General features: G+C 71.9%; 25 protein-coding genes. 9 read left to right on the forward strand and 16 right to left on the reverse strand.

Going from position 1 to position 23,831, the window contains the following annotated elements:
- The first annotated feature begins 83 nt into the window (after positions 1-83).
- Both ACTOQ3_RS20200 and ACTOQ3_RS20205 read left to right on the forward strand, forming a co-directional pair.
- Positions 84-938: a PAC2 family protein gene (locus ACTOQ3_RS20200; RefSeq protein ID WP_329079264.1), complete on the forward strand. Its 855-nt coding sequence runs from the start codon at positions 84-86 to the stop codon at positions 936-938.
- A gap of 256 nt (positions 939-1,194) precedes the next feature.
- Positions 1,195-1,842 (forward strand): hypothetical protein, encoded by a 648-nt coding sequence (locus ACTOQ3_RS20205; protein WP_440084911.1) that lies wholly within the window; start codon positions 1,195-1,197, stop codon positions 1,840-1,842.
- 13 nt (positions 1,843-1,855) lie between these two features.
- Here ACTOQ3_RS20205 and ACTOQ3_RS20210 read toward each other — a convergent pair whose 3' ends face one another.
- The 5 genes from ACTOQ3_RS20210 to ACTOQ3_RS20230 form a co-directional block, all read right to left on the reverse strand.
- Positions 1,856-2,641 (reverse strand): sirohydrochlorin chelatase, encoded by a 786-nt coding sequence (locus tag ACTOQ3_RS20210; RefSeq protein ID WP_440084912.1) that lies wholly within the window; start codon positions 2,639-2,641, stop codon positions 1,856-1,858.
- Positions 2,638-3,807, reverse strand: coding sequence for a uroporphyrinogen-III synthase (locus ACTOQ3_RS20215; RefSeq protein ID WP_440084913.1), 1,170 nt, complete (start codon positions 3,805-3,807; stop codon positions 2,638-2,640). The genes ACTOQ3_RS20210 and ACTOQ3_RS20215 overlap by 4 nt, the downstream gene beginning before the upstream one ends.
- Before the next feature lie 85 nt (positions 3,808-3,892).
- Complete coding sequence (gene nirD, locus ACTOQ3_RS20220; protein ID WP_440084914.1) at positions 3,893-4,264, reverse strand: nitrite reductase small subunit NirD; 372 nt, start codon at positions 4,262-4,264, stop codon at positions 3,893-3,895.
- 92 nt (positions 4,265-4,356) lie between these two features.
- A complete protein-coding gene (nirB, locus tag ACTOQ3_RS20225) occupies positions 4,357-6,804 on the reverse strand; it encodes a nitrite reductase large subunit NirB (protein ID WP_440084915.1) in 2,448 nt (815 codons plus the stop codon).
- Between the two features lie 235 nt (positions 6,805-7,039).
- Complete coding sequence (locus tag ACTOQ3_RS20230) at positions 7,040-8,362, reverse strand: MFS transporter (protein WP_440084916.1); 1,323 nt, start codon at positions 8,360-8,362, stop codon at positions 7,040-7,042.
- Positions 8,363-8,598: 236 nt separating this feature from the next.
- Between ACTOQ3_RS20230 and def the strand changes: the two genes are divergently transcribed.
- Together def and ACTOQ3_RS20240 are read left to right on the forward strand one after the other, a co-directional pair.
- Complete coding sequence (def, locus tag ACTOQ3_RS20235; protein ID WP_440084917.1) at positions 8,599-9,075, forward strand: peptide deformylase; 477 nt, start codon at positions 8,599-8,601, stop codon at positions 9,073-9,075.
- Positions 9,076-9,290: 215 nt separating this feature from the next.
- Complete coding sequence (locus ACTOQ3_RS20240) at positions 9,291-9,494, forward strand: cold-shock protein (protein ID WP_344903117.1); 204 nt, start codon at positions 9,291-9,293, stop codon at positions 9,492-9,494.
- Between the two features lie 172 nt (positions 9,495-9,666).
- Here ACTOQ3_RS20240 and mshC read toward each other — a convergent pair whose 3' ends face one another.
- The 5 genes from mshC to ACTOQ3_RS20265 all read right to left on the reverse strand — a co-directional run bounded on the left by mshC (position 9,667) and on the right by ACTOQ3_RS20265 (position 13,946).
- Positions 9,667-10,890: a cysteine--1-D-myo-inosityl 2-amino-2-deoxy-alpha-D-glucopyranoside ligase gene (mshC, locus tag ACTOQ3_RS20245; protein ID WP_440084918.1), complete on the reverse strand. Its 1,224-nt coding sequence runs from the start codon at positions 10,888-10,890 to the stop codon at positions 9,667-9,669.
- A 91-nt stretch (positions 10,891-10,981) separates the two neighbouring features.
- Positions 10,982-11,710 (reverse strand): NRDE family protein, encoded by a 729-nt coding sequence (locus ACTOQ3_RS20250; RefSeq protein WP_440084919.1) that lies wholly within the window; start codon positions 11,708-11,710, stop codon positions 10,982-10,984.
- Positions 11,711-11,901: 191 nt separating this feature from the next.
- Positions 11,902-12,663 (reverse strand): SCO1664 family protein, encoded by a 762-nt coding sequence (locus ACTOQ3_RS20255; protein WP_440084920.1) that lies wholly within the window; start codon positions 12,661-12,663, stop codon positions 11,902-11,904.
- A complete protein-coding gene (locus ACTOQ3_RS20260) occupies positions 12,660-13,235 on the reverse strand; it encodes a DUF3090 domain-containing protein (RefSeq protein WP_440084921.1) in 576 nt (191 codons plus the stop codon). Before ACTOQ3_RS20260 ends, ACTOQ3_RS20255 begins: the two co-directional genes overlap by 4 nt.
- Positions 13,236-13,244: 9 nt before the next feature.
- Complete coding sequence (locus tag ACTOQ3_RS20265; protein WP_440084922.1) at positions 13,245-13,946, reverse strand: histidine phosphatase family protein; 702 nt, start codon at positions 13,944-13,946, stop codon at positions 13,245-13,247.
- A 65-nt stretch (positions 13,947-14,011) separates the two neighbouring features.
- Here ACTOQ3_RS20265 and ACTOQ3_RS20270 point away from each other — a divergent pair, with 65 nt between their 5' ends.
- The gene (locus ACTOQ3_RS20270) at positions 14,012-14,956 is read left to right on the forward strand and encodes an aldo/keto reductase (protein WP_440066112.1); all 945 of its coding nucleotides are present in this window, start codon (positions 14,012-14,014) and stop codon (positions 14,954-14,956) included.
- Positions 14,957-15,226: 270 nt separating this feature from the next.
- Positions 15,227-16,204, forward strand: coding sequence for a hypothetical protein (locus tag ACTOQ3_RS20275; RefSeq protein WP_440084923.1), 978 nt, complete (start codon positions 15,227-15,229; stop codon positions 16,202-16,204).
- Positions 16,205-16,317: 113 nt separating this feature from the next.
- Here the strand turns inward: ACTOQ3_RS20275 and fabI are convergent, their stop codons facing one another.
- Positions 16,318-17,082, reverse strand: coding sequence for an enoyl-ACP reductase FabI (gene fabI / locus ACTOQ3_RS20280; RefSeq protein ID WP_440084924.1), 765 nt, complete (start codon positions 17,080-17,082; stop codon positions 16,318-16,320).
- 1 nt (position 17,083) lies between these two features.
- Positions 17,084-17,788, reverse strand: coding sequence for a beta-ketoacyl-ACP reductase (locus ACTOQ3_RS20285; protein WP_440084925.1), 705 nt, complete (start codon positions 17,786-17,788; stop codon positions 17,084-17,086).
- 76 nt (positions 17,789-17,864) lie between these two features.
- On the opposite strand from ACTOQ3_RS20285, the gene ACTOQ3_RS20290 reads away from it, so the two are divergent.
- Together ACTOQ3_RS20290 and ACTOQ3_RS20295 are read left to right on the forward strand one after the other, a co-directional pair.
- The gene (locus tag ACTOQ3_RS20290; RefSeq protein ID WP_440084926.1) at positions 17,865-19,364 is read left to right on the forward strand and encodes a TldD/PmbA family protein; all 1,500 of its coding nucleotides are present in this window, start codon (positions 17,865-17,867) and stop codon (positions 19,362-19,364) included.
- 62 nt (positions 19,365-19,426) lie between these two features.
- Positions 19,427-20,794, forward strand: a complete 1,368-nt coding sequence (locus ACTOQ3_RS20295; protein ID WP_440084927.1) for a metallopeptidase TldD-related protein — start codon at positions 19,427-19,429, stop codon at positions 20,792-20,794.
- Between the two features lie 21 nt (positions 20,795-20,815).
- Here the strand turns inward: ACTOQ3_RS20295 and ACTOQ3_RS20300 are convergent, their stop codons facing one another.
- Both ACTOQ3_RS20300 and ACTOQ3_RS20305 read right to left on the reverse strand, forming a co-directional pair.
- A complete protein-coding gene (locus ACTOQ3_RS20300; protein WP_440084928.1) occupies positions 20,816-22,003 on the reverse strand; it encodes a carcinine hydrolase/isopenicillin-N N-acyltransferase family protein in 1,188 nt (395 codons plus the stop codon).
- A 38-nt stretch (positions 22,004-22,041) separates the two neighbouring features.
- On the reverse strand, positions 22,042-22,254 hold the full coding sequence (locus ACTOQ3_RS20305; RefSeq protein WP_440066106.1) for a dodecin: 213 nt from the start codon (positions 22,252-22,254) through the stop codon (positions 22,042-22,044).
- Positions 22,255-22,329: 75 nt separating this feature from the next.
- Here ACTOQ3_RS20305 and ACTOQ3_RS20310 point away from each other — a divergent pair, with 75 nt between their 5' ends.
- Complete coding sequence (locus ACTOQ3_RS20310) at positions 22,330-22,641, forward strand: DUF3099 domain-containing protein (RefSeq protein ID WP_440084929.1); 312 nt, start codon at positions 22,330-22,332, stop codon at positions 22,639-22,641.
- A 196-nt stretch (positions 22,642-22,837) separates the two neighbouring features.
- Here the strand turns inward: ACTOQ3_RS20310 and ACTOQ3_RS20315 are convergent, their stop codons facing one another.
- Both ACTOQ3_RS20315 and mobA read right to left on the reverse strand, forming a co-directional pair.
- On the reverse strand, positions 22,838-23,095 hold the full coding sequence (locus tag ACTOQ3_RS20315; RefSeq protein WP_440084930.1) for a DUF6457 domain-containing protein: 258 nt from the start codon (positions 23,093-23,095) through the stop codon (positions 22,838-22,840).
- Positions 23,092-23,826, reverse strand: a complete 735-nt coding sequence (mobA, locus tag ACTOQ3_RS20320) for a molybdenum cofactor guanylyltransferase (RefSeq protein WP_440084931.1) — start codon at positions 23,824-23,826, stop codon at positions 23,092-23,094. The genes ACTOQ3_RS20315 and mobA overlap by 4 nt, the downstream gene beginning before the upstream one ends.
- Between the last annotated feature and the right edge of the window lie 5 nt (positions 23,827-23,831).

A 23,831-nucleotide genomic window follows, 5' to 3' on the forward strand; every position in this document is an offset into this window, starting at 1 on the left:
CACCATGTCGGGAAGGTGACGTGAAGGCCCCCTCACCGCATAGGCTTAGCCGGATAGGACGAGAGGTGAGAAGGAGGGGGCGCGTGATCGAGATCGAAGGCCTGCCCGAGCTCGTCGACCCGGTGATGATCGCCGCGTTCGAGGGGTGGAACGACGCGGGTGAGGCCTCGAGCGGAGTGATCGCGCACCTCGAGGACGAGTGGAAGGCGACCCCGCTGGTCTCCCTGGACCCGGAGGAATACTACGACTTCCAGGTGACCCGCCCGATCGTCGAGATGGGCGAGGGGCTGACGCGGTCCATCACCTGGCCGACCACCAAGCTGTCGGTGGCCAGGCCCCCGGGCGTCGACCGCGACGTGGTGCTGCTGCGCGGCATCGAGCCAAACATGCGCTGGCGCGCGTTCTGCGAGGAGATCGTGCTGGTCTGCCGCGAGCTGGGCGTCGAGCTGGCGGTCCTGCTCGGCGCGCTGCTCAACGACTCGCCGCACACCCGCCCGGTGCCGATCGTGGGGTCGGCGACCGACGAGGGCCTGGCCAGGGCGATCAACCTGGAGCTGAGCCGCTACGAGGGGCCGACCGGCATCGTCGGCGTCCTGCAGCACTCCCTGGGCGCCGCCGGGCTGCACGCCGTGTCGCTGTGGGCCTCGGTGCCGCACTACGTGGCCCAGCCGCCCAACCCGAAGGCCACCATGGCGCTGCTCAGCCGGATGGAGGACCTGCTCGACATCCCGATGCCGCTGGGCGAGCTGGCCGAGGAGTCCCGGGCCTGGGAGCACGGCGTCGACGAGCTGGCCTCCCAGGACAGCGAGGTCGCCGAGTACGTCAAGGAGCTCGAGGAGCGCAAGGACGCCGCGGAGCTGCCCGAGGCGAGCGGCGACGCCATCGCCGCCGAGTTCGAGCGCTATCTGCGCCGGCGCGACCGTGACTCCGACGGCTGAACTCACGGCGTGCGGTTACCACCGGACGCTCTTTTTCGCCTAGGTTGAAACCAGGTTGAGCCTGGGGTCGGGCCCGGGTCGACAGGCACTGATCGGGCACGCCCCGCCTCTCCGGGGGCGCGCCGAGCGGAAAACCGGACGTCGGCGACTCCACGGCCAGGAAGAACCCAGGAAGCACACGGCCCCGTGGACGCCGGTGAACGACGCATCACCGTTACGACCATCTGTCCATGTGACTGCGCACGTTAGGGCGACCATGGCGACTCCCTATATCGACCCGTACCAGATCGACCCGTACCAGATCGATTCGTATCAGCAGACCGTCGACCCGCACCGGAACGCGCAGGAGGCGCGGCGCCGCGTCCTCGAGCTGGCCGCGTTCATGAAGCGCGAGGAGGCCGACGACGCCGCGCACCCGCGTTCGCGGGGCACCGCGTCCGGACACGCCGTCGACATGTTCCTGGCCCTGCTGCAGGACCGGCTCCCGGTCTGGCGGCGCATCCTCGACGACCTGATGTACCTGGTCGGCAAGGGCCGGGTGAGCGAGAACCTGCTGCCCATCGCGCGAGCGGGCATCGACTACTACTGCGAGGTCCAGGCGGCGGCGCTGCCCGCCTTCACCTCCCCCTCGGTCACCGTCCGCTTCCGCGAGGCGATGCGCGACAGCGACATCGGGCCGATGTCGGAGATCGTGCCGCTCACCGCGTACCTGGCGGCCGAGCAGCGGGCGGGGCGCGTCTCTCCCGGGGTCGTCCCGGTCGCCAGCGCCCGGCTGCTGCTCGCCGGGTGCTTCCGCCACGCCTACTACGAGACGCTTCTCGGCGCCGACGACTTCCTGCCGTCGCGGGACGAGGTCGCCGAGGAGATCGTCCGGGAGCTGAGGCTGGAGCCCCGGCCGGCCTGATCGCCCCCCGCGATCAACGGTGCCGGGCGGGCCACGCCGGGGTCCGGACGCTCGGAGGCCGGACGCCCCGGTCGAGTCCGGCCGCCACCGGTCCCGGACGGGCCTGGCCGCCGGCCGTGGCCGTCGACGCCAGGCGCGCCTGGTCGAACCGGGCCCACACCAGCGCGGCCAGGTCGGCGTCCACCCCCAGGGGGGCTGCGACCAGGTCGGCGCCGGACGTCTCCAGACGGTCCTGGAAGAAACCGGGGGCCAGGAGATAGGAGGCCAGTGCGATCCGCGGCGCGGGTCCCGAGCGCAGCCGCTCCAGAGCCTCGGCGACCGACGGGGTGCCCGTCGCGGCGAAGGCCGCGGTGACCGGGCGGGAGAGCCTGACCGACAGCAGCCGGGCCGCCGCCCGCACGTCGGCCAGCGCGGCCGGATCGGACGAGCCCGCCGCTCCCAGGACCACCGAGTCGGCGCCCCTCAGCCCCGCGGCGGAAAGCCGCCTGGCCAGGACGGCGGTGAGCAGCGGGTGCGGTCCCAGCGGGGCCGCCAGCACGGCGTCCGGCCTGGCCGCGGCGATCACGGAGGGCAGGTCGATGTGGACGTGGTAGCCGCCCGCCAGCAGCAGCGGGACCACCACGACGGGGCCGGGCAGGCCGGGCAGCACGTCGGCCAGCAGCGGCGAGCTGATCTCCAGGAACGCCTGCTCCACCCGCGTCCCCCGGCGGCCCCCGCGCACCAGGTCCCGCAGTCCGGCCAGGGTCTCCTCGCCCCTCGCGCTGCGCGTCCCGTGCCCGGCCAGGACCAGGGTCGTCACAGGCCTTCGCCCCGGTCGCAGGCCAGGCGGTAGCCGCGCTTGACGACCGTCTCGACGATCCCCGCGGGACCGAGGGCACGGCGCAGGCGGGTGATGGCCATCTCGACCGCGTGCTCGGCCGAGTCGCGCGACGGGCCGCCGGGGAGCACGGTCCGCAGGTCGGAGCGGGCCACCACGTGTCCCGGCTTGTCGGCCAGGCGCTTGAGGACCGCCATCGGCGCCGGTGGCAGCGGCTTCAGCTCGCCGTCCACCGCGACGGCGTGGCCGCGGATCTCCAGCCGGTGGCCGCCCGCGACCAGGCGGGTGACGCTGTGCTCGGGCAGGTGCCTGGCGAGGGTACGGGCCAGCGTGCCCAGGCGGGAGCGCTCGGGCTGCACGGTGGGCACCCCGCGCGCCTCCAGCGGTGCGGCGGTGACCGGTCCCACGCAGGCGGCGACGACCGGCCCGGCGAAGGCCGAGACCAGCGCGTCCTCCAGACCTTCCGCGCGGGCGGAGTTGAGCATGGCCAGCACGGCCGGGGCGCTGGTGAAGGCGACCGCGTCCACGCCGCCGGAGATCGCCTGGCTGACCAGGCGCCGCAGCGGCGACACGTCGCGGTAGGGCAGCCACCGGTAGACCGGCACCTCGATGACCTCCGCGCCCGCCTCGCGCAGCGCGGCCACGAAACCGGTCAGCGGCTCCCCGTGCAGCTGCACGGCGATGCGGCGCCCGCGCAGGTCCTGGGCGAGCAGGTGCTGCTTGACCTCCTCGCACGACTCCGTGGGCGGGGTCCAGTGGTCGGTCAGGCCCGCCGCCCTGACCGCGCCGCGCGCCTTGGGCCCGCGGGTCAGCAGCCGGGCGGCGGTCAGGTGCTCGGCGAGGTCGCCGGAGAGTCCCCAGCCCTCGGCCGCCGCCATCCAGCCGCGAAAACCGACGCCGGTGGTGACCACCACGTCGTCGATCGGGGCGGCCAGGCTGGCGCGGGTCGCGGCCAGCAGGTCGGCGTCCTCCGTCAGGGGCACCAGCCGGATCGCCGGGGCGCTCACCACCCTGGCGCCCCTGCGTTCCAGCAGCGCGCAGAACTCCTCGCGCCGCCGGGTGGCGGTTACCCCGATCGTGAACCCGGCCAGCGCGTCGGGCGCGGTCTCGGGAGAGCCGGTGGGCCCGTCCAGAACGGCGATGCTCATCTGTCGTTCACCACTCCTCGCTCGATGTTTCCTCGGTATCCGGGGTGTCCGGCCGCCCGCGGCCCCACCCCGTGCCCACCCGTGCTCACCCGGGGCCCACCTCCACCGTTCCGCCGGTGAGGCGGATCGGGTAGGTCGGCACGGCCACCGCGGGATCGTCCAGGCACACCCCCGTCGCGAGGGAGAACACCTGCTTGTGCATCGGGGAGGCCACCACGGGCTCGCCCGCCCTGGTTCCCACGATCCCCCGGGACATGACGTGGGCGCCGCTGAACGGATCGCGGTTGCCGATCGCGAACAGGGAACCGTCGAAGGCGCGGAACAGCGCGATCTGCCTGCCGTCGACGAGCGCGCACGCTCCGCGCTCGGGCAGCAGATCGGCGTAGGAACAGACCGCTGTCCAGGCGATCGTCTCCAGGTCTTCTCTCAGCTCCAGGTCTTCTCTCAGCGCGGTCATCGGTGAAGGCCTCCTCTCTTCGGGTTCTCAGGTCCTCGGGGTACGACGGTGGCGCTCCGGCACGGCCGGCGCGGGACACGGATCGGGCCGGATCAGGAACGGACCACCTCCAGCGGGATCAGGACCGGTTTCACCTGGTCGCGCTCGGGCTCGAAGGCGATCGACGGGTCCGGGGTCCCTGGGGCGTTGACGAAGGAGACGAAGCGCCGCAGCTTCTCCGGGTCCTCGATCGCGGCCCGCCACTCGTCGGTGTAACCGGCCACGTGCCGCTCCATCTGGGCCTCCAGGTCGGCGCAGATCCCCAGGGAGTCGTCCAGCACGACCTCCTTGACGTAGGCCAGGCCCTGGGCCTCCAGCCAGGCGGAGGTGCGCTGCAGGCGGTCGGCGGTACGGACGTAGAACATCAGGAACCGGTCGATGACGCGGACCAGCTCCTCGGTGCTCAGGTCGGAGGCGAACAGGTCGGCGTGGCGCGGGGTGAAGCCGCCGTTGCCTCCCACGTAGAGGTTCCAGCCCTGCTCGGTGGCGATGACGCCGAAGTCCTTGCCGCGGGCCTCGGCGCACTCGCGGGCGCAGCCGGAGACGGCCGACTTCAGCTTGTGCGGCGAGCGCAGGCCCCGGTAGCGCAGCTCCAGCGCGATGGCCAGGCCGACGGCGTCCTGCACCCCGTACCGGCACCAGGTCGAGCCCACGCAGGACTTCACCGTGCGCAACGCCTTGCCGTACGCCTGCCCGGACTCGAAGCCCGCGTCCACCAGCCGCTTCCAGATCAGCGGGAGCTGCTCCACCCGGGCCCCGAACAGGTCGATCCGCTGCCCGCCGGTGATCTTGGTGTAGAGGCCGAAGTCGCGGGCCACCTCTCCGATCACGATGAGCTTGTCCGGAGTGATCTCCCCGCCGGGGATGCGCGGCACCACCGAGTAGGTGCCGTTGCGCTGGATGTTGGCCAGGAAGTGGTCGTTGGTGTCCTGCAGGGCGGCCTGCTCGCCGTCGAGGATGTGGCCGTTGCCGAGCGAGGCGAGGATCGAGGCGACGACGGGCTTGCACACGTCGCAGCCGCGCCCGGTGCCGTGCTCGGCGATGATCTGCGAGAACGTGGTGAGGCCGCGCACCCGGACGATGTCGAACAGCTCCGCCCTGCTCTGCGCGAAGTGCTCGCACAGGGCCTTGGAGACCTCGACGCCCGAGGAGACGAGGATCTGCTTGAGCGTCGGGACGCAGCTGCCGCAGGTGGTGCCCGCGCGGGTGCACGCCTTGATGCCGGGGACGTCGGTGAGGCCGTGCTCGGCGATGGCCGCGCACACCTGGCCCTTGGTGACGTTGTTGCAGGAGCAGACCTGCGCGTCGTCGGGGAGGTCCGTGCTCGCCGGCCCGCCGGTGAACAACAGCTCGCTCGGCGAACCCGGCAGGTCGCGGCCGACGAAGGGCTTGAGGGTGTTGTACGGGGTGGCGTCGCCGACGCAGATCCCGCCGAGCAGGGTGCGGGCGTCGTCACTGACGAACAGCTTCTGGTAGACCCCGCCCACCGGGTCCATGAAGGTCACGTCCAGCGCGCCCTCCATCGCGCCGAACTGGGCGACCTCCACGCCGAGCAGCTTGAGCTTGGTCGACAGGTCGGCGCGGGTGAAGACCGCCTCGCCGCCGAGGATGCGGTCGGCGGCGACCTCGGCCATCGTGAAGCACGGCCCCACCAGCCCGTAGACCATGCCCTCGTGCAGGGCGCACTCGCCGATCGCGTAGATCGCCGGGTCGCTGGTGCGCATCCCGTCGTCCACGGCGATCCCGCCGCGCCCGCCGACCTCGAGACCGGCCTGCCTGGCCAGCTCGTCGCGGGGCCTGACGCCCGCGGAGAAGACCACGATCTGTGCCTCGACGGTCTCGCCGTCCGGCTTGACCAGGCCCGCCACCCGCCCGTCCGGGCCCGCGACGATCTCCTTGGCCCCCGCCTCGGTGTGCACGTTCAGGCCGAGCGCCTCCACGTGGCCGCGCAGGACGGCGCCGCCGCCCTCGTCGACCTGCCGGGGCATGAGCCAGCCGCCCATCTCCACGACGTGGGTCGCCAGCCCCAGGCCTCGCAGCGCGTCGGCGGCCTCCAGCCCCAGCAGCCCGCCGCCGATCACGACGCCGCTCGTGGCGTCCGAGGCGGCCGCCCTGATCGCGTCGAGGTCGTCGATCGTGCGGTAGACGAAGCAGCCGTCCAGCTCCCTGCCCGGCACCGGCGGCACGAACGGGCTGGAGCCGGTGGCCAGCACCAGCACGTCGTACGGCTCGCGGTGGCCGTCGGCGGTGACGACCTCGCGCGCCCGCCTGTCGATCTCCACGACCCTGGACGACAGCCGCAGCACGACCCCGTCCGGCGTCGGATAGGTGAGGTCCTCGACGCTCCTGCCCGCCAGGTAGGAGGTGAGCGCCACCCGGTCGTACGCCGGCCGGGGCTCCTCCCCCAGCACCGTGATCCTTCCCGCGAAGCCCTTGGCGACCAGCGCCTCGACCAGCCGATGCGATGTCGGTCCGTGTCCTACCACGACGAGCCGTGACATGGGTCGCTTTTCCCCTCTCGTCCGCTCCGCCCCAGCCTTCACAGGTGTCTGGGGGGGAAGTGAGACCGGCATGGATCCGATGGTGCTTTCAGGCGGTTTCACCCTGAGGTCTCCCCTGTTACCGATGTGCTACAAGCCGCTAACCGCGTTCACATTCACGATGAGGCGGATGTGAGTTGTCCGTCGGCCGGGACGGTGCCGGATGTGAGCCGAACGGGCGCCCGATACGCCGGGATCACACGCGCGCCGCCGCCAGGCTCGGCACGGATCCCGCGGTCCGCAGGTAGCAGGCCCAGGTGATGGCCGCGCACACCAGGTAGAAGGCGGCGAAGGAGGCCAGCGCTGCGCCCGCTCCCCCGGTCGCGGCGATGGAGCTACCGAATCCACGGTTGATGAAGAACCCGCCGAAGGCGCCGATCGCGGAGATGATCCCGATCGCGGCGGAGGCGTCCCGCTTCCCGACGGCCACGGCGGCCTCGTGGGCGTCCGTACCGGGGGCGACGCCCGCCACGGCCTTCGCCCGGAAGATCGCCGGAATCATCCGGTAGGTGGAGCCGTTGCCGATGCCGGTGGTGGCGACCAGGAGCATGTAGGCGCAGAAGAACAGCGCGAAGGCGTGCTGGGACAGGCCCTGCCAGACCAGCGCCGCCGCGCCCGCCATCGCGGCGAAGTTGACGAGCGTCACCCGCGCCCCGCCGAGCCGGTCCGACAGCCAGCCCCCGACCGGGCGGATCAGCGAGCCGAGCAGCGGGCCGATGAAGGCCAGCGCCACCAGGGAGGCCTGCTCGGGGAACTGGCTCTTGATGAGCAGCGGGAACGCGGTGGAGTAGCCGATGAAGGAGCCGAAGGTGCCGATGTACAGGACGGACATGATCCAGGTCTGGGCCCGGCCGGCGACCTTCAGCTGGTCGGCGGGACTGGCCTTGGCGGAGGTCAGGTTGTCCATGAAGAAGTAGGCGCCGATCGCGGCGGCCAGGATGAACGGGATCCAGAACAGCCCGGCGGCGGCCAGGCCGAACGCCCCGATCACCAGGGGCATGACGAGCTGTACGGAGCTGACCCCGATGTTGCCGCCCGCCGCGTTGAGCCCGAGCGCCGACCCCTGCCTGTCCTGGGGGTAGAAGTAGGTGATGTTGGCCATGCTGGAGGCGAAGTTGCCGCCGCCCAGGCCCGCCGTGGCCGCGATGACCAGGAAGACCCAGTAGGGGGTGGCCGGGTTGCCGACCGCGATGGCCAGCAGCACCGCGGGCACGAGCAGGAGCAGGGCGCTGACCACGGTGAAGTTCCGGCCGCCGAATCTGGCCGGGGCGAAGGTGTACGGGATGCGCAGCGCCGAGCCGATCAGGTTGGGCAGGGCGACGATCCAGAAGAGCTGGTCGGTGGAGAAATCGTAGGAGCCGAGCTGCACGGTCACGATGCTCCACACGGTCCACAGCGTGAATCCGAGGTGCTCGGCGAAGATGGAGAAGATCAGGTTCCTGCGGGCCACCTTCCTGCCGTGTCCCTGCCAGAAGTCGGGGTCGTCGGGCCGCCAGTCGCTGATCCAGGGCTTGGCCATCTTTCCTCCTGCGGTTTCGGGCGGGCTTCGATCCCGAAATCTAAGAGGGCGGCATTACGCACATTTACTATCTGTGATGGTGCGCCGGTTACGTGTGACTAACCATGGAAATACGCAATGCACACGTCGCACAGCGGCAACATTCCGGAAACACGAGGGGTGAGGGGGTAACGGTTGAGTCAGCGCGACAATGGGAATCGTCTCCGGTGCCCATTCGTTCGCTTCGGGGAGTGCGCGTGGCCGTCCAGCCGATCCGACCGTTCACCGATCCCGTGCTTCGCACGGTGTCCGAGCCGGTGACCACCTTCGACCGCGCGCTGCGCGTCCTGGTCAAATCGCTCCAGGCCACGATGCGGGCCGGGAGGGGCCGCGCGGGACTGGCCGCGCCGCAGATCGGCGTCCCCCTGAGGGTCGTCGTCTACGAGCTGGACGGCAAGTCCGGTCACCTGGTCAACCCGCGCCTGGAGCTGTCCGAACGGAAGATCGTGGCCGACGAGGCATGCCTGTCCGCGCCCGGCCGCTGGTGGCCGCTGGAACGCTCCTACATGGTCACCGCCCGTGGTCGCGACATGTTCGGCAAGCCCGCCACCGTCCGCGCCCTGGGCGTGCTCGCCCGCGTCCTGCAACACGAGGCCGACCACCTCGACGGCATCCTCTTCGTCGACCACCTCCCCGAGGAGGAGCGCGAGCGATTCCTCGCCTCGATCTCGTGACTTGCGCATCGCGGAGGCATCGGATACCATCGTCTGGTTGCAGTCGTAGTTCTCAGCTTAGCCTTATCATCTCAAGTGCTTATGAGAAGTCCGCCGACAGCGGACGTTACACAGTTTCTCCGGATGGTTTCCGCGGGTGCATGGTAGGGTCCGCAACGCAGCCCCGTGCCGCCGACCTGGTGGTTCGGTGAGGCTCCCAATGAGGAGAAGTAGTTTTGTCTGAGGGCACCGTTAAGTGGTTCAACGCCGAAAAGGGCTTCGGATTCATCGCACCGGATGACGGCACCGCCGATGTCTTCGTGCACTACTCGGCTATCAACTCCGGCGGCTACCGCAGCCTGGAGGAGAACCAGCGTGTCAGCTTCGTCACCACGCAGGGCCAGAAGGGCCCGCAGGCCGACCAGGTTCAGGTCATCTGACCTGGTTTGACCTCAAAGGCTTCAGGCTGAGCCCGCACCGCGCAAGCGGTGCGGGCTCAGTCGTCTCTCAGGGCCGTTTCCCGCGCCGCCGTGCCCCCGGGAACGCCGCCGTGCCCCCGGGTTCCGGGCGGCGCCGCGCCCCCGGGGGCGGCACCGCCCGGAACCCGGGACCCTAGAGCGCGACCCCGAGCAGCGCGTCCACGGTCTCCCTGACGAGGACCGGCGCGTCCGGGTCGCTGCCCCCCTCGGACAGGGCTCGCTCGGCCCAGTCGTCGACGACCGCGAGGGCGCCCGGGGCGTCCAGGTCGTCGGCCATCCGGGCGCGCACCCTTTCGAGCACGACACCGGCGTCGGGGCCGGTCTGCAGCCCCGCCGCCGAACGCCAGCGCGCCAGCCGTACCTCCGCCGAGCCCAGCTGCCCGGAGGTCCACTCCCAGTCGGAGCGGTAGTGGTGCGCCAGCAGGGCGAGCCGGATGGCCATCGGGTCGGTCTCCTTGCGCAGGCGGGAGACGAAGACCAGGTTGCCCTTCGACTTGGACATCTTCTCGCCGTCCAGGGCGACCATGCCCGCGTGCACGTAGGCCTTCGCGAAGGGCCACTCCCCGCACGCCACGTGGCCCTCGTGGGCGCCGCACTCGTGGTGGGGGAAGATCAGGTCAGAGCCCCCGCCGGCGACGTCGAAACCGCTGGACAGGCTCGCCAGGGCGATCGCGGTGCACTCGATGTGCCAGCCGGGCCGGCCCTGGCCGAACGGCGAGGGCCAGGACGGCTCCCCCGGGCGCTCCGCGCGCCAGAGCAGCCAGTCGAGCGGGTGCTTCTTGCCCGGCCGGTCCGGATCTCCCCCGCGCTCGCCGAACAGGGCGAGCATGCGCTCCTCCGAGTAACCGGAGACGGCCCCGAACTTGGGGGCCGCGGCCACGTCGAAGTAGACGTCGCCGTCGAGGACGTAGGTGGCGCCCTTGTCGCGCAGCGACACGATCAGGTCGGCGACCTGGTCGATCGCCTCGGTCACGGCGACGTAGTCGCGCGGCGGCAGGATGCGCAGCGCCTCCATGTCGGTCCGGAACAGCTCGATCTCACGCTCGGCCAGGTCGCGCCAGTCGACGCCGGTCTGCCCGGCACGTTCCAGCAGGGGGTCGTCGACGTCCGTGGCGTTCTGGGTGAAGTGCACCTCGTGACCGGCGTCGCGCCAGGCCCGGTTGACCAGGTCGAAGGCGAGATAGGTGTTGGCGTGGCCCAGATGGGTGGCGTCGTAGGGTGTGATGCCGCAGACGTACATCCGCGCCGTGCGGCCCGGCCTGGTGGGGCCGACCTCTCGCGCGGCGGTGTCGAACAGCCGCAGCGGGACACCGGCACCGGGAAGCCGAGGAACCTTCGGCTCAGACCACGATCTCATAAAATGAAGCCTATCCAGCGGTTAGACCACCCCGATCGGCTCGGGGTGGTGGATGTACGGGCACTCACCTCAACTCCGGTGGCCGGCCGGATCATTCCGGGCGGACCTCGCGGAAGGCGCCCGGATCGCGAGGGTCGGCGGTGAAGTCGTAGCGGACGCCGCCGGGCGCCAGGGCCAGCAGGGTGACGGAGCCGGAGCCGAAGGTCCGCCCGTCGGGCAGCTCGTGACGGACGATCATCGTGCGGGGGTCCTCGGAGGGAATCCCCGCCCCGGTGGCGAGCTCCCGCCACTCCTCCCAGGGGCCCTCCAGCTCCGAGGGGCGGCCCGCCTTGGCGAACAGGGGGCGGAAGAACGCCACCCGCTCGTTCTCCGCACCGCGCTCCCAGCCGCTGTTGACGATCATGTGGGTTCCCGGGGGAAGGTCGTCCCGCTCCAGGGTGATCCCGTCCCAGTGCCACAGGCGGGCCCCGGCGGGATCGGCCCGCAGCAGGTGGAAGGGGTCGTAGTGCCCGAGGTCGCCCTCCACGGGCCCGCCTCCGGCCGCCGCCAGGAGCGGCAGGTCGCCCCGCGAGCGGCGGGCCTCCTCGGGGGCGAGCACGCCGAGGCCGTTGAGGAGGGCTCCGACCCGCCTGGCCTCGGGGTCGACGGCCAGCCAGGTGCCGCCTCCCCGGAGGTCACGCCCGCCGATCAGGCCGGGCCGGCTCTCCGGCCAGTGCCGGGCCGGGGGAACCCAGGGGCGGTCGGTGAACTCGTCGCGCACCCCGACCACGATCAGGGGGATCTCGGCGCTCGGATCGATGCTGACGACAACCGTGCACATGCCCGGAGGCTACGCCCCCGCGAGGGGCGTGCGCGGACCGGGGCCCTCCATCGGGAGGAAGACCGAGGTCGAACGAGGTCAGCCGAAGTCACGGAAGCCACGGAAGCCACGGCGAGGACGCCCCCGGCTCGCCGGTCCCGCTCCCCGCGGGACGCCCGGCGCCCGGGGCGGGAGACCACCGCGCGAGGGCCTCAGATCGGCGGCCAGGGGATGGCGGGCCAGTCCTTGGAGGGAAGGGGGTGCAGGCCGGTGTCGAGCAGCCTGCGGACCCGCGACCAGGTGGCCTCGACCTCGTGGAGGGTGAGGAGCTCGCGGAGGCGGCGGCCGAGGCGGCCCTGCTCCAGGTCGGTCTCGAGGCGGGTCAGGACGTTCATGGCCTCGCGGGACAGTGGCTTGCCGCGCCACTGCCACAGCACGGTGCGGAGCTTGTCCTCGGCCGAGAAGGAGACCCCGTGGTCGACGCCGTAGACGTGGCCGTCGGCGAGCGGCAGCAGGTGACCGCCCTTGCGGTCGGCGTTGTTGACGATGGCGTCGAAGACGGCCATCCGCCGCAGCGAGGGCTGGCGGCTGCGGATCAGCACCATCAGGTCGGTCTCGGGGTCGGTGTCGATCCACAGCTGGCACATTCCCGGGCCGAAGGGGCCGTCGCGGTAGACGGTGGGCGGCACGATCCGCCAGCCGGTCGCCGCGGAGACCTCGTAGGCGGCGACCTCGCGGGCCGCCAGGGTGCCGTCGGGGAAGTCCCAGAGGGGGCGTTCGCCCCGTACCGGCTTGTACACGCAGGCCGCCGCGAGCCCGCCGAGCCGGACCGAGCAGTAGAGCGTCATGTTGGTCGCCTCGACCAGGCGGCCCGCCACGTCCAGTTGGCCGTCACGGAGCAGACGCGTCGCGGTCTCGTCGTCCAGCCCCGCGGCCGGCGCCGCACTCAGCGTCGGCTCGCTCTCAGCACTCATTCGCCTCCTCCAGCAGATGAAGCGCTATTACCCCGGTAACCGTTGAGCCGCACACAAATATGCCCCTCGGGATCGAGAGGCTGGGCGCAGAGCGGGCAGGGCGGGCGGCCGGCCGCGACGAGCGCCATGGCCCGCTTGGTGAAGGCCCTCGCGGCGCCGGCACTGATGTGCACCCGCAGCACCGTGGGCTCGACGAGCGGGGACGGCTCGAACTCCTCGTCCTCGGCGACGGCCTCCTTGGCCTCGATGACCACCTGCGCGGCCTCGGGGTCCCAGGCCAGGGCCATGACGCCGACGCGGAAGTCCTCGCTGATCGGCATGTCGAGGGGGGCGTTGTCCGCCAGCGCGGCCGGGGCGACGGCGGGCACGGGAACGTTGCCCTCACCGCGTCGCAACACCTCGTCGAGCAGCTCGTCGAGGCGGTCGGCCAGCGCCGCGACCTGGAACTTCTCCAGGGCCACGGTGGTCAGCCTGCCCTGGCCCCGCGCCTGCAGGAAGAAGGTTCGTGATCCCGGTTGCCCCACGGCACCGGCCACGAACCTCTCGGGTGGATCGTAGTCGAAGACCGGCATAGCCCGACCTTACGTGGTTCCGGATCCGCCGCCGACTGCGGCATCGCTCCCGGTGGGATTTTCTCCCCCGTCCTCGCCCTCCGAACCCTCCCCGAGGCGCAATCCGGCCACATCTCCGCCCAGGTCGTTGAGCCTGAGCACGAAGGGACGCAAGGGGGTGTAGCGAATGGCGGTGAGCGACGCCGGATCAGCCGTTATCCGCTGGAACTGGTCCAGGTGGAGTCCCATGGCGTCGGCCACGATGGCCTTGATCACATCTCCGTGGCTGCAGACGAGATAGACCGCCTTCGGGCCCAGGCGCTCGTTCCACTCCCTGACGGCCGTCACGGCGCGGTGCTGCACGGCGGACAGGGATTCTCCCCCGGGGAACGTCACCGCGCTCGGGTGGGCCTGCACGACCGGCCAGAGAGGGTCCTTGGCGAGCTCGGCGATCGGGCGGCCCGTCCAGTCGCCGTAGCGGCACTCGCCGAAGCGCTCGTCGGTCAGCACCTCCGCCTCCCGCCGCCCAGCGGCGACCGCCTGCGCGGTCTCCTGGCAGCGTTCCAGCGGGCTGGAGACGATCGCGTCGAGCTCCAGGGTGGTCAGCCGCGCGGCGAGCGCCTCCGCCTGGGCCCGTCCCGCGTCACTGAGGTGCACATCCGGGGTCCAGCCGGCGAGGACCGGACCGGTGAGGTGGGTAAGGCCGTGTCTGGCCAGCAACAAGGTCGTCACGCGGGCAAGTCTTGCAGCCTTCACTCCACTACTTTTAAGTGGCCGGGCGGTAACCTGGCCGGATCATGGAGCAGCGCTATGTGGGCCGGAGCGGCTTGTCGGTGTCCCGCCTGGGACTGGGGACGATGACATGGGGACGTGACACCGGCGCCGAGGAGGCCGCGGCGCAGCTCCGCACGTTCGCCGAGGCCGGCGGCACGCTCATCGACACCGCCGACGTCTACACCGGCGGCGACGCCGAACGGCTGCTCGGGCGGCTGCTGCGCGACTCCGTACCGCGTTCGGAGCTGGTGCTGTCCACCAAGGCCGTGCTCACCCCTGCCGGGCGCAGGCCCCGCGACGCCTCCAGGAAACACCTGGTCGCCGCGATCGACGCCTCCCTGACCCGCCTGGGCGTCAACGAGGTCGACCTGTGGCAGTTGCACGCCTTCGACCCCGACGTCCCGCTGGAGGAGACCCTGGCCGCCGTGGACGCCATCGTGTCCTCGGGGCGGGCCGCGTACGCCGGGGTGTGCGACTACGCGGGCTGGCAGCTGGCGACCGCGGCCGTGGGGCAGCGGGCGGTCCCCGGCAGGGTGCCGATCGTCGCGGCCCAGGTCGAGTACTCGCTCCTGGCCAGGGAGGCCGAGCGCGAGTTGATCCCGGCCGCCGAGCACGTCGGCGCGGGAGTGCTCGCCTGGTCGCCGCTCGGGCGCGGGGTCCTCACCGGGAAGTACCGGACGGGCATCCCCGCGGACTCCCGGGCCGCGACCCCGCACTTCGCCGACTTCGTCACCCCCTACCTCGACGAGCGGTGCCGCCGGGTCGTGGAGTCGGTGACGACCGCCGCCGAGGGGCTGGGCGTCTCACCGCTGTCGGTGGCCCTGTCATGGGTACGCGACCAGCCGGGGGTGGCCTCCGCCATCGTCGGCGCCCGCACCCACGCGCAGCTGTCCGGGGTGCTCCAGGCCGAGGACCTGGCGCTGCCCGTGGAGATCAGGGAGGCGCTCGACGACGTGTCCGCGGACTGAGGCGCGGCACCGGAGAGGCTCCGGTGCGGACGGCCTCCCGGGAAGGACGGCCTCCCGGGAAGGACGGCCTCCCGGGAAAAGGGACGGTGTCACAGGAGAACGAACGAGAAACCGAACGAGAATTCGTCTCGCGTATCACTAGTCGATACCGAATGACGACTTTCCGTGGAAAAAACGGGCCTCCCTACAAAACTGTCAAACAGGTGGCAGGGGGACACCTGGACGTCGGCGAGATTCATGGCCGGCGTCCGGCCGGGGCGAAGGAGACGAGTGCGAACTGCGATGGCGGCAGGCGTTCTGGCGCTGGCGCTGGGGGGTGGGATCCCGGCGGTCGCCGTCGTGCCCGTGAGCGCCGCCCGGGCGAGTGCCGTCGCGTGGCTGGACGACTGCGATCACGAAGGGCTGCTGGGCACGGTGACGGGCCGGGTCTGCCAGGCCGTGGACGGCGTCGTGGACGGCCTCACGGAGGGCATCTCCCCGCCCGCCCCCTCATCGGCGCCCTCCGGCGGTGACGCCACCCGCGGCAACGCCGAGAACAACCCCGAGAACGGCAGGGAGAACAACGCCGAGACGCCCGCCGAGACGGAGAGCCCGGCACCGGCCCCCTCGCCCACCAGGACCTCGTCGGGCAGGCGGCCGTCCACCGTGAAGGAGGAGGAGAGGTCCTCCGGTGGCACGCAGGCGCCCCGGACCCAGGCCCCCGCCGACGCCTGCGGGGCCGCGGCCTCCGCCAAGTGCGCCGACTCGCCGGTGGCCCCCCTCCTCGAGGAGTCACAGGAGCCCGGGACCTCCGAGACGCCCTGGGCCAGGGCGTCCCCGAGCCCCAGCCCGTCGGCGACCCCCTCGGCGAGCCCCTCGCGGGACCAGGACGCCGCCCCGGCCAGAAAGAGTCCGGTTCCGGTGCCGACCGACCGGCCGCCGTTCCCCCGGACGCCGCTCCCGGACACCAGGACGCTCACGACCGAGGTGGGCGAGCCGGCGGCCCCCAGGCCGTCGCCCGTGGTCGACGCCGAGGCGCCCCGGGTGGAGTTGCTGTGGCCCGCCCCGCTGATGGAGAAGCTCCAGCGGCAGATGCCGGACGGGCACCCGGTGACCCCCAGCCGGTCGTCCGACACGGCGAGCACCGTGCTCACCACGACGGTGCTCGTCTCGGCCATCCTCGCGGTCCGCCTGCTGTACAGCAGGCGGAGGGTCAGAGAGTCGATACCGTTCGAGCCGGCTCCGCCGGGACACCACCGGGTGGCCTGACCGCACCGCCCCGGCCCGCGGTCCCCGGTCCGGCCTCTTCACGGCCGCCGCGGCCTCGCCGCCTCGGCACGACACCGGCCCGGCCGATCACCGCCCGCCGGGCCGGGAACGGCTCAGGCTCCGATGGCGTGGACGCCGCCGTCGACGTGGACGATCTCGCCGGTCGTGGCGGGGAACCAGTCGGACAGCAGGGCGACACACGCCTTGGCCGCCGGGATCGGGTCGTTGATGTCCCAGCCGATCGGGGCCTTGGCGGGCCAGCTCTCCTCGAACTCGACGAAGCCGGGGATGCTCCTGGCGGCCATGGTCCTGATCGGGCCCGCGGCGACGAGGTTGACCCGGATGCCCTGCTTGCCGAGATCGCGGGCCAGGTAGCGGGAGCAGGACTCCAGGCCGGCCTTGGCCACGCCCATCCAGTCGTACACCGGCCAGGCCTTCGTGGCGTCGAAGTCGAGGCCGACGATCGCGCCGCCCTCCTTCATGAGCGGGAGCGCGGCCACCGCGAGCGACTTGAACGAGTACGTGGAGACCTGGACCGCGGTCGCCACGTCCTCCCAGGAGGTGTTCAGGAAGTTGCCGCCCAGGGCGGTCTGCGGCGCGAAGCCGATGGCGTGCACCACCCCGTCCAGGCCGCCGAGGTGCTCGCCGACCCGGTCGGCCAGGGAGTCGAGGTGCTCGGTGTTGGTGACGTCGAGCTCCAGCACGGGGGGCGGCTCCGGCAGGCGCTTGGCGATGCGCTCGACCAGGCTGAGCCGGCCGAATCCGGTGAGCACGATCTGCGCGCCCTCCTCCTGGGCCAGCTTGGCCACCGAGAAGGCGATGGAGGCGTCGGTGAGCACCCCGGTGACGAGGAGCCGCTTGCCTTCGAGAATTCCCATGTCAGTGCCCCATTCCCAGGCCGCCGTCGACGGGGATGACGGCCCCCGTGATGTAGGCGGCGTCCTCGCCGGCCAGGAACCTGACCACGCGCGCGATCTCCTCCGGGGCGGCGTACCGGCCCAGCGGGATGCTCTTCCGGATCTGCTCCTGGTAGACCTCGTCCAGCTCGGCCGTCATGTCGGTCTCCACGAAGCCGGGGGCGACCACGTTGACGGTGATGTTGCGCGAGCCCAGCTCCCTGGCGGCCGACCGGGCGAAGCCGATCATCCCGGCCTTGGAGGCGGCGTAGTTGCTCTGCCCGGCCGAGCCGAGCATGGCGACCACCGAGGAGATCAGCACGATGCGCCCGCGCTTGAGGCGCAGCATGCCGCGGGTGGCGCGCTTGGCGACCCGGTAGGCGCCGGTCAGGTTGGCGTCGATGACGTCGGTGAAGGTCTCCTCCTTCATCATCGGCAGCAGCGTGTCCCTGGTGATGCCGGCGTTGGCGACGAGCACCTCGACCGGGCCGAACTCGGCCTCGACCTTCGCGAAGGCGGCGTCCACGTCGGCCGTGCTGGTGACGTCGCAGCGCACGCCGAACAGGCCCTCTGGGGGCTGGCCGGAACGGTAGGTGACGGCGACGTCGTCGCCTGCCTGAGCGAGTTCGCGGGCGATCGCGAGGCCGATGCCGCGATTGCCGCCGGTTACGAGAACAGATCGAGCCATGGTCAGACGGTATCGGCTACCGGGGGGTAACCACCTTGTCCGGGAGGGACAAGATCACAGGGCTAGGATCGTTGACATGCGCCAGATCGACTCCGACTTCCTCGCCCTGCCTCTGCGCCGGCTGGCGGACGCGGCCCTGCAGCGCGCCCGGGACCTGGGCGCCGAGCACGCCGACTTCCGGCTGGAGCGCATCCGCGGGGAGACCCTGCGCCTCTCCGACGCCGCGCTGGAAGGTTCCATCGACGCCGACACCCTCGGTTACGCCGTACGGGTCGTCAAGGACGGCACCTGGGGCTTCGCCGCGGGCATCGAGCTCACCCCCGAGGCGGCCGTCAGGGTCGCCGAGCAGGCGGTGGAGGTGGCGGTCGTCTCCGCGGCGGTCAACCGCGAGCCCGTCGAGCTGGCCCCCGAGGCGGTGCACTCCGACGTCACCTGGATCTCCTCCTACGAGGTCGACCCGTTCGAGGTGCCGATGCGCGACAAGGCGGCGCTGCTCGCCGACTGGTCGGGCGACCTGCTGAGGGATCCCGGGGTGGACCACGTCCAGGCGTCGCTGATGCAGGTCAAGGAGCAGAAGTTCTACGCCGACACGGCCGGGACCACCACCACGCAGCAGCGGGTGCGCGTCCATCCCCGGCTGAACGCGACGAGGGTGCTGGACGGCCGCTTCGACTCGATGCGGACGCTCGCCCCGCCCGTCGGCCGGGGGTACGAATACCTCACCGGCACCGGCTGGGACTTCCCCAAGGAGCTGGCGCGCATCCCCGAGCTGCTGGAGGAGAAGCTCCGGGCCCCCTCCGTCGAGGCGGGGCTGTACGACCTGGTGGTCGACCCGTCGAACCTGTGGCTGACGATCCACGAGTCGATCGGGCACGCCACCGAGCTCGACCGTGCCCTCGGCTACGAGGCGGCGTACGCCGGGACGAGTTTCGCCACCTTCGACCAGCTGGGCAAGCTGGTGTACGGCTCGCAGGCGATGAACGTGACCGGTGACCGCACCGTCGAGCACGGCCTGTCCACGATCGGCTACGACGACGAGGGGGTGGCGACCAGGGAGTTCGACATCGTCTCCGACGGCGTCCTGGTCGGCTACCAGCTCGACCGGCGGATGGCGCTGCTGAAGGGCCTGGGCGCCTCCAACGGCTGCGCCTTCGCCGACTCCCCCGGCCACACCCCGATCCAGCGGATGGCCAACGTGTCGCTGCGCCCGGCGCCCGACGGCCCCACCACCGAGGAGCTGATCTCCGGCGTCGACCGGGGCATCTACGTGGTCGGCGACAAGAGCTGGTCCATCGACATGCAGAGGTACAACTTCCAGTTCACCGGTGAGCGGTTCTATCTGATCGAGAACGGCAGGCTCACCGGGCAGCTGCGCGACGTCGCCTACCAGGCCACGACGACCGACTTCTGGCGGTCGATGGCGGCGGTCGGCGGGCCGCAGACGTACGTGCTGGGCGGGGCGTTCAACTGCGGCAAGGGGCAGCCGGGCCAGGTCGCGCCGGTCAGCCACGGCTGCCCGTCGGCGCTCTTCCACGGCGTGCGCATCCTCAACACCGTCCAGGAGAGTGGCAGTTGAGCACGCACGGCGAACGGGTGGGAGAAGGCGCCGGCCAGGAGGTCCGGCGGGAGAGGAACGGGATGACCCCCCAGGAAATGATCGAGAGGGTTCTCGAACTCTCCACGGCCGACGACAACGTCGTGATCGTGGACGAGACCTCGAGCGCCAACCTGCGCTTCGCGGGCAACACCCTCACCACCAACGGCGTGTCCCGTTCCGCGCAGCTGACCGTGATCTCCATCGTGGGCCGCGGTGTGGGCGTGGTGTCGCGGGCGGCGGTCCGCCCCGGCCAGCTCGACGACGTCGTGGCCGCCGCCGACCACGCCGCCGAGGACGCGCGACCGTCCGAGGACGCCCGGCCGCTGCTGGAGGGCAGCCGCTCGGACGACTGGGACGCCCCCGCGGAGACGACCTCGATCGGGGTGTTCGGCGCCTTCGCCCCCGCCCTGGGCGAGACCTTCGCCACGGCCGAGGCCGGCGGGCGCAGGCTGTACGGGTTCGCCGAGCACATCGTCACGACGACCTTCGTGGGCACCTCGACCGGCACCCGGCTGCGGCACACCCAGCCCACCGGCCGCCTGGAGCTGAACGCCAAGTCGCCCGACATGAGGCGCTCGGCGTGGACCGGCGTGTCCACCCGCGACTTCTCCGACGTCGACGTGGCGGCCCTGGACGCCTCGCTGGCCCGGCGCCTGGAGTGGGCGAGGAACCGCGTCGAGCTGCCCGCGGGCCGGTACGAGACGCTGCTGCCGCCGACGGCCGTGGCCGACCTGATGACGTACCTGTACTGGACGGCCGGAGCGCGCGACGCCCTGGAGGGGCGCACGGTCTTCTCCAGGCCCGGTGGCGGCACCCGCGTCGGCGACGTCCTGTCCGAGCTGCCGGTCCGCCTGTACGGCGACCCCTCGGCGCCGGGCGTCGAGTGCCCGCCGTTCGTGGTGGCGCACGCCTCCGGCCGGGAGAACTCGGTGTTCGACAACGGGCTGCCGCTGGAGCCCACCGACTGGATCTCCGGCGGCAGGCTGGCCAACCTGCTGCAGACCCGGCACTCGGCCGAGCTGACCGGCCTGCCGGTGACCCCGGCCGTCGACAACCTGATCATGCGGGGGCCCGAGGGCGGGCGGTCGCTGGAGGAGATGATCGCCTCCACCGAGCGCGGCCTGCTGCTCACCTGCCTGTGGTACATCCGCGAGGTCGACCCGCAGACGCTGCTGCTGACCGGGCTGACCCGCGACGGCGTCTACCTGGTGGAGAACGGCGAGGTCGTGGGCGAGGTGAACAACTTCCGCTTCAACGAGAGCCCGGTGGACCTGTTGCGCCGCCTCACCGAGATCGGCGCCTCCGAGCAGACCCTGCCGCGCGAGTGGAGCGACTACTTCAACCGCGCGATCATGCCCCCGATCCGGGTGCCCGACTTCAACATGTCGACGGTGAGCCAGGCCAGCTAGGCCCTCGCCGATACGGGCCGTTCAGCGCTGGACGAGCGGGATGGTGTGCACCGTCTCCCAGCGCTGGCCCGCCACCACGCGGGCGGTGGCGTCGGTGAGGTCGTAGACGACCGACCAGCGGGTGTGCGGCTGGGCGACCCGCCGGAGCAGGCCCATCGCGTCGCGCCAGTCCCGGGTGGCGGGCAGCCCCTCGGCGAGCGTGCGGTAGCGGTGGTCGGCCCGGCGCTGGGCGGCGGACGTGCCGGTCATGCCGAAGTTGGTGAGCATGCGGTCGTCGATGACGTTGAGCCTGCCCCCGGCGTACTCCACGACGGCCGACCCGCCCGCCGCGTCGGCGATGAGGTAGTGGATCTGCGGCCCGATCGTGAAGTCGACGTCGTAGCGGCGCATGATCGCCAACGCCTCGTCCACGGTCGCCGCCTTGTCGAGCATCATCCGGATGACGCGCACGCTGGTGATGTCGGGGCGGTCGGGAGAGCGGGCGGGCAGCCCGCCCTCGGGCGACGTGGCCATGCCGATCGCCAGGCCCTTCTCGTTGACCCCGTCGTAGGGGGCGAGCACCGCGTGGGCCATCCTGCGGCGGTCGGGCGCGGCGGACAGGTCCGGCGGCGCGGAGCCTCCGATCAGGTGGAACAGGTCGACGACGGAGACCGAGGCGTAGCCGTCGGGCGGGTCGGCGTGCACGATCAGCGCCGGGTTGGGATCCCAGTCGAAGTTGCGGCCGAACAGCGGCCGGTCGCCGCCGAGGGCGAACAGGGAGCAGGCCCAGCCGTCGGCGCGCCCCGCCAGTTCCTCCTCCCCCAGGGGCGCCTCGAGGTCGTACGACCCGTGGTAGGTCATCTCGTACAGCGGCAGGTCGTCGATCTTGCGGAGACTGCCTGTCGTCCGCGCGACGTCGGCGGCGCTCTGGCGCAGCAGCGGTTCCTCCCGCGTTCCGGCTCGCGACCCGGCGTCGGCGGTGTCGGTGGCGGTGGTGGCGGGCGTGGCGGGCGTGGCCCGCGGCGCGGTGGCCGTGGGAACGGTGGTGGGCGTGGTTCGCGAGACGGCCCCGGTGGCGGCGGGCACTGTGGCGGGCACCGGGGGCGCGCCGCCCGCGGGGGTGGCGCAGCCGGCCGGGAGGATCACCGCCGCGGCCAGCGCGGCCCGTGCCACCGCCCCCGCCGCCGCGCCGGGCGGCCTTCCCGCCCTCGGACCCCGGGTCTCCTTCATCCCCGTAGTCTGCGGCACCGGACACCCGTCGTACAGGCTCAGTCGTCCTCCAGGCGGAATCCGATCTTCATGCCGACCTGGAAGTGGCCGATCTCCCCCTCCTCGATGTGCCCTCTGATCTCGGTCACCTCGAACCAGTCGAGATGGCGCAGGGTCTGGGAGGCGCGGCGGACCCCGTTGCGGACGGCGGCCTCGACGCTCTCCCCCGAAGTGCCGACTATCTCGGTCACCCGATACGTTCGATCTGTCATCCCCTGCTTCTTCCCGGAAAGCCACGATTACATGACCGTTCGCACCCAGCCGATATGAGGCCTAGATTGGGAATCGTGAAGGGATGGCGCAGGCGCCCGGTGGTTCATCAGGTGACGGACGCCCAGCCCTCCCTGAGCGCCGACATCGGCAAGCGCGAGAAGAGCTACTTCATCAAGATGGGGATCCGGCTGATCTGCCTGGTCCTCGCCTTCACGGTGCCCGCTCCGATGCCCGTGCGGCTGCTACTCTTCGCCGGAGCGATCTTTTTGCCATACGTTGCCGTGATCGGGGCCAACGCGCCACCGCGCGGGGTTCCGCATGTCCCTGACATGGAAGATTCCGGACAAAGCGAGATTCCACGCCACCGACGCGAGATCGGGTCGTGACTAAGTCTTGACGCACCCCAAGGGTAGTAGGTGTACGCTTTAGCCAAGTGCCCTGGTCCCCCGTCGGGGCACTGTTGCCGGCGTTCCGGGCCCCCGTCGGAACGCCGATGAAGCGACGCCGGGTGGTTTGCCCCCGTAACCACCCGGCGTCGCCCTTTTCTCAGACTTTTACATTAAAGCACCTCGGCTTTTGGCATTATTTGTCGCCCAGCGTCTCGGTCGTCGCCTGTTCCCAGTTGCGCGCCAGCGTGGTCAGCCTTTCCACGGCGTCCGGCGGCGCCGTGCCCGCCCCCTGTGCCAGGCCGAGCAGATAGGCCGTCAGCGGCGCGGCCGGCCTGGCCACCCCGTGCGCGACCTCCTTGGTCAGGTCCAGCACCTCGTCGCGGTCCATCACCGCGGGATCGATGCCCAGCTCCCGGCAGACCAGCGCGGTCCACTCCGTCAGCACGTTCACATCTCGCTCCTTGTCCGCGGTCGCGCCCGTCCCGCGCCGTCACCGCTCTCGCGGCCCTCGCCGGAACCCACGCCTCCGCCGTCGGAGCCCGGCTCCACCGTCCGGGCCCGTTGTAGATCGTCCATGGTGTCGCAATCGAACCACGGCTGCCCGGTGAGACGAAGCGTGACCGGGGCGAGCGGGGCGAGCAGCCCGTGCAGCGACCGCCCCTCGTAGCGGGCGAGCGCCCGCGCCAGGCTCCGCGCGTGCCACACTCCGGCGAGCCACTGCTCGCGCCCGCCGTCGTCGAGGAGCACCGCCCCTGCCCGGGGCCCGCCCGCCTCTCCGGCGCGCGTCCCGGCCCCGCCCGGAGAGGGCCCCGTTCCCGCGTACGGCGCCGTGTCCTGCCCGTCCCCCGCCCCGGCGGCGTCCAGCAGCGCGTTCACGTGCTCGGCGGTCAGGAACGGGAGATCGGCGGCGAGCAGCGCCACCCACGGCGCGGTCACCTCGGCCAGGCCCGCCCGAAGCGCCGGGACGGGGCCGCCTCCCGGCGGGTCCTCACGCCGGAAGATCGCGCGCGGCAGCCCGGGGCGGGGCGGCCCGACGACGATCAGCCGTGCCGCGCCGGGCACGGCGGCGGCCACCGACTCGACCAGCGGGCGGCCGGAGACGTGCAGGCCGGGCTTGTCCCGCCCGCCGAGCCTTCGCGCGAGACCGCCGGCCAGGATGCAGGCGTCGTGGCGGGCGGTCATCGGAC

The sequence above is a fragment of the Streptosporangium sp. LJ11 genome, from assembly GCF_051918945.1.
Classification (GTDB): domain Bacteria; phylum Actinomycetota; class Actinomycetes; order Streptosporangiales; family Streptosporangiaceae; genus Streptosporangium.

Excerpts from the sequence above, each read along its gene's own strand:
- ACTOQ3_RS20285 (WP_440084925.1), bottom strand. The coding sequence starts at position 17,788 with ATGGCTCGATCTGTTCTCGTAACCGGCGGCAATCGCGGCATCGGCCTC.
- ACTOQ3_RS20270 (WP_440066112.1), top strand. The coding sequence starts at position 14,012 with ATGGAGCAGCGCTATGTGGGCCGGAGCGGCTTGTCGGTGTCCCGCCTG.
- ACTOQ3_RS20255 (WP_440084920.1), bottom strand. The coding sequence starts at position 12,663 with ATGAGTGCTGAGAGCGAGCCGACGCTGAGTGCGGCGCCGGCCGCGGGG.
- ACTOQ3_RS20230 (WP_440084916.1), bottom strand. The coding sequence starts at position 8,362 with ATGGCCAAGCCCTGGATCAGCGACTGGCGGCCCGACGACCCCGACTTC.
- ACTOQ3_RS20260 (WP_440084921.1), bottom strand. The coding sequence starts at position 13,235 with ATGCCGGTCTTCGACTACGATCCACCCGAGAGGTTCGTGGCCGGTGCC.
- ACTOQ3_RS20305 (WP_440066106.1), bottom strand. The coding sequence starts at position 22,254 with ATGACAGATCGAACGTATCGGGTGACCGAGATAGTCGGCACTTCGGGG.
- ACTOQ3_RS20300 (WP_440084928.1), bottom strand. The coding sequence starts at position 22,003 with ATGAAGGAGACCCGGGGTCCGAGGGCGGGAAGGCCGCCCGGCGCGGCG.
- nirD (WP_440084914.1), bottom strand. The coding sequence starts at position 4,264 with ATGACCGCGCTGAGAGAAGACCTGGAGCTGAGAGAAGACCTGGAGACG.
- ACTOQ3_RS20250 (WP_440084919.1), bottom strand. The coding sequence starts at position 11,710 with ATGTGCACGGTTGTCGTCAGCATCGATCCGAGCGCCGAGATCCCCCTG.
- ACTOQ3_RS20205 (WP_440084911.1), top strand. The coding sequence starts at position 1,195 with ATGGCGACTCCCTATATCGACCCGTACCAGATCGACCCGTACCAGATC.
- ACTOQ3_RS20215 (WP_440084913.1), bottom strand. The coding sequence starts at position 3,807 with ATGAGCATCGCCGTTCTGGACGGGCCCACCGGCTCTCCCGAGACCGCG.
- nirB (WP_440084915.1), bottom strand. The coding sequence starts at position 6,804 with ATGTCACGGCTCGTCGTGGTAGGACACGGACCGACATCGCATCGGCTG.
- fabI (WP_440084924.1), bottom strand. The coding sequence starts at position 17,082 with ATGGGAATTCTCGAAGGCAAGCGGCTCCTCGTCACCGGGGTGCTCACC.
- ACTOQ3_RS20290 (WP_440084926.1), top strand. The coding sequence starts at position 17,865 with ATGCGCCAGATCGACTCCGACTTCCTCGCCCTGCCTCTGCGCCGGCTG.
- ACTOQ3_RS20295 (WP_440084927.1), top strand. The coding sequence starts at position 19,427 with ATGACCCCCCAGGAAATGATCGAGAGGGTTCTCGAACTCTCCACGGCC.
- mshC (WP_440084918.1), bottom strand. The coding sequence starts at position 10,890 with ATGAGATCGTGGTCTGAGCCGAAGGTTCCTCGGCTTCCCGGTGCCGGT.
- mobA (WP_440084931.1), bottom strand. The coding sequence starts at position 23,826 with ATGACCGCCCGCCACGACGCCTGCATCCTGGCCGGCGGTCTCGCGCGA.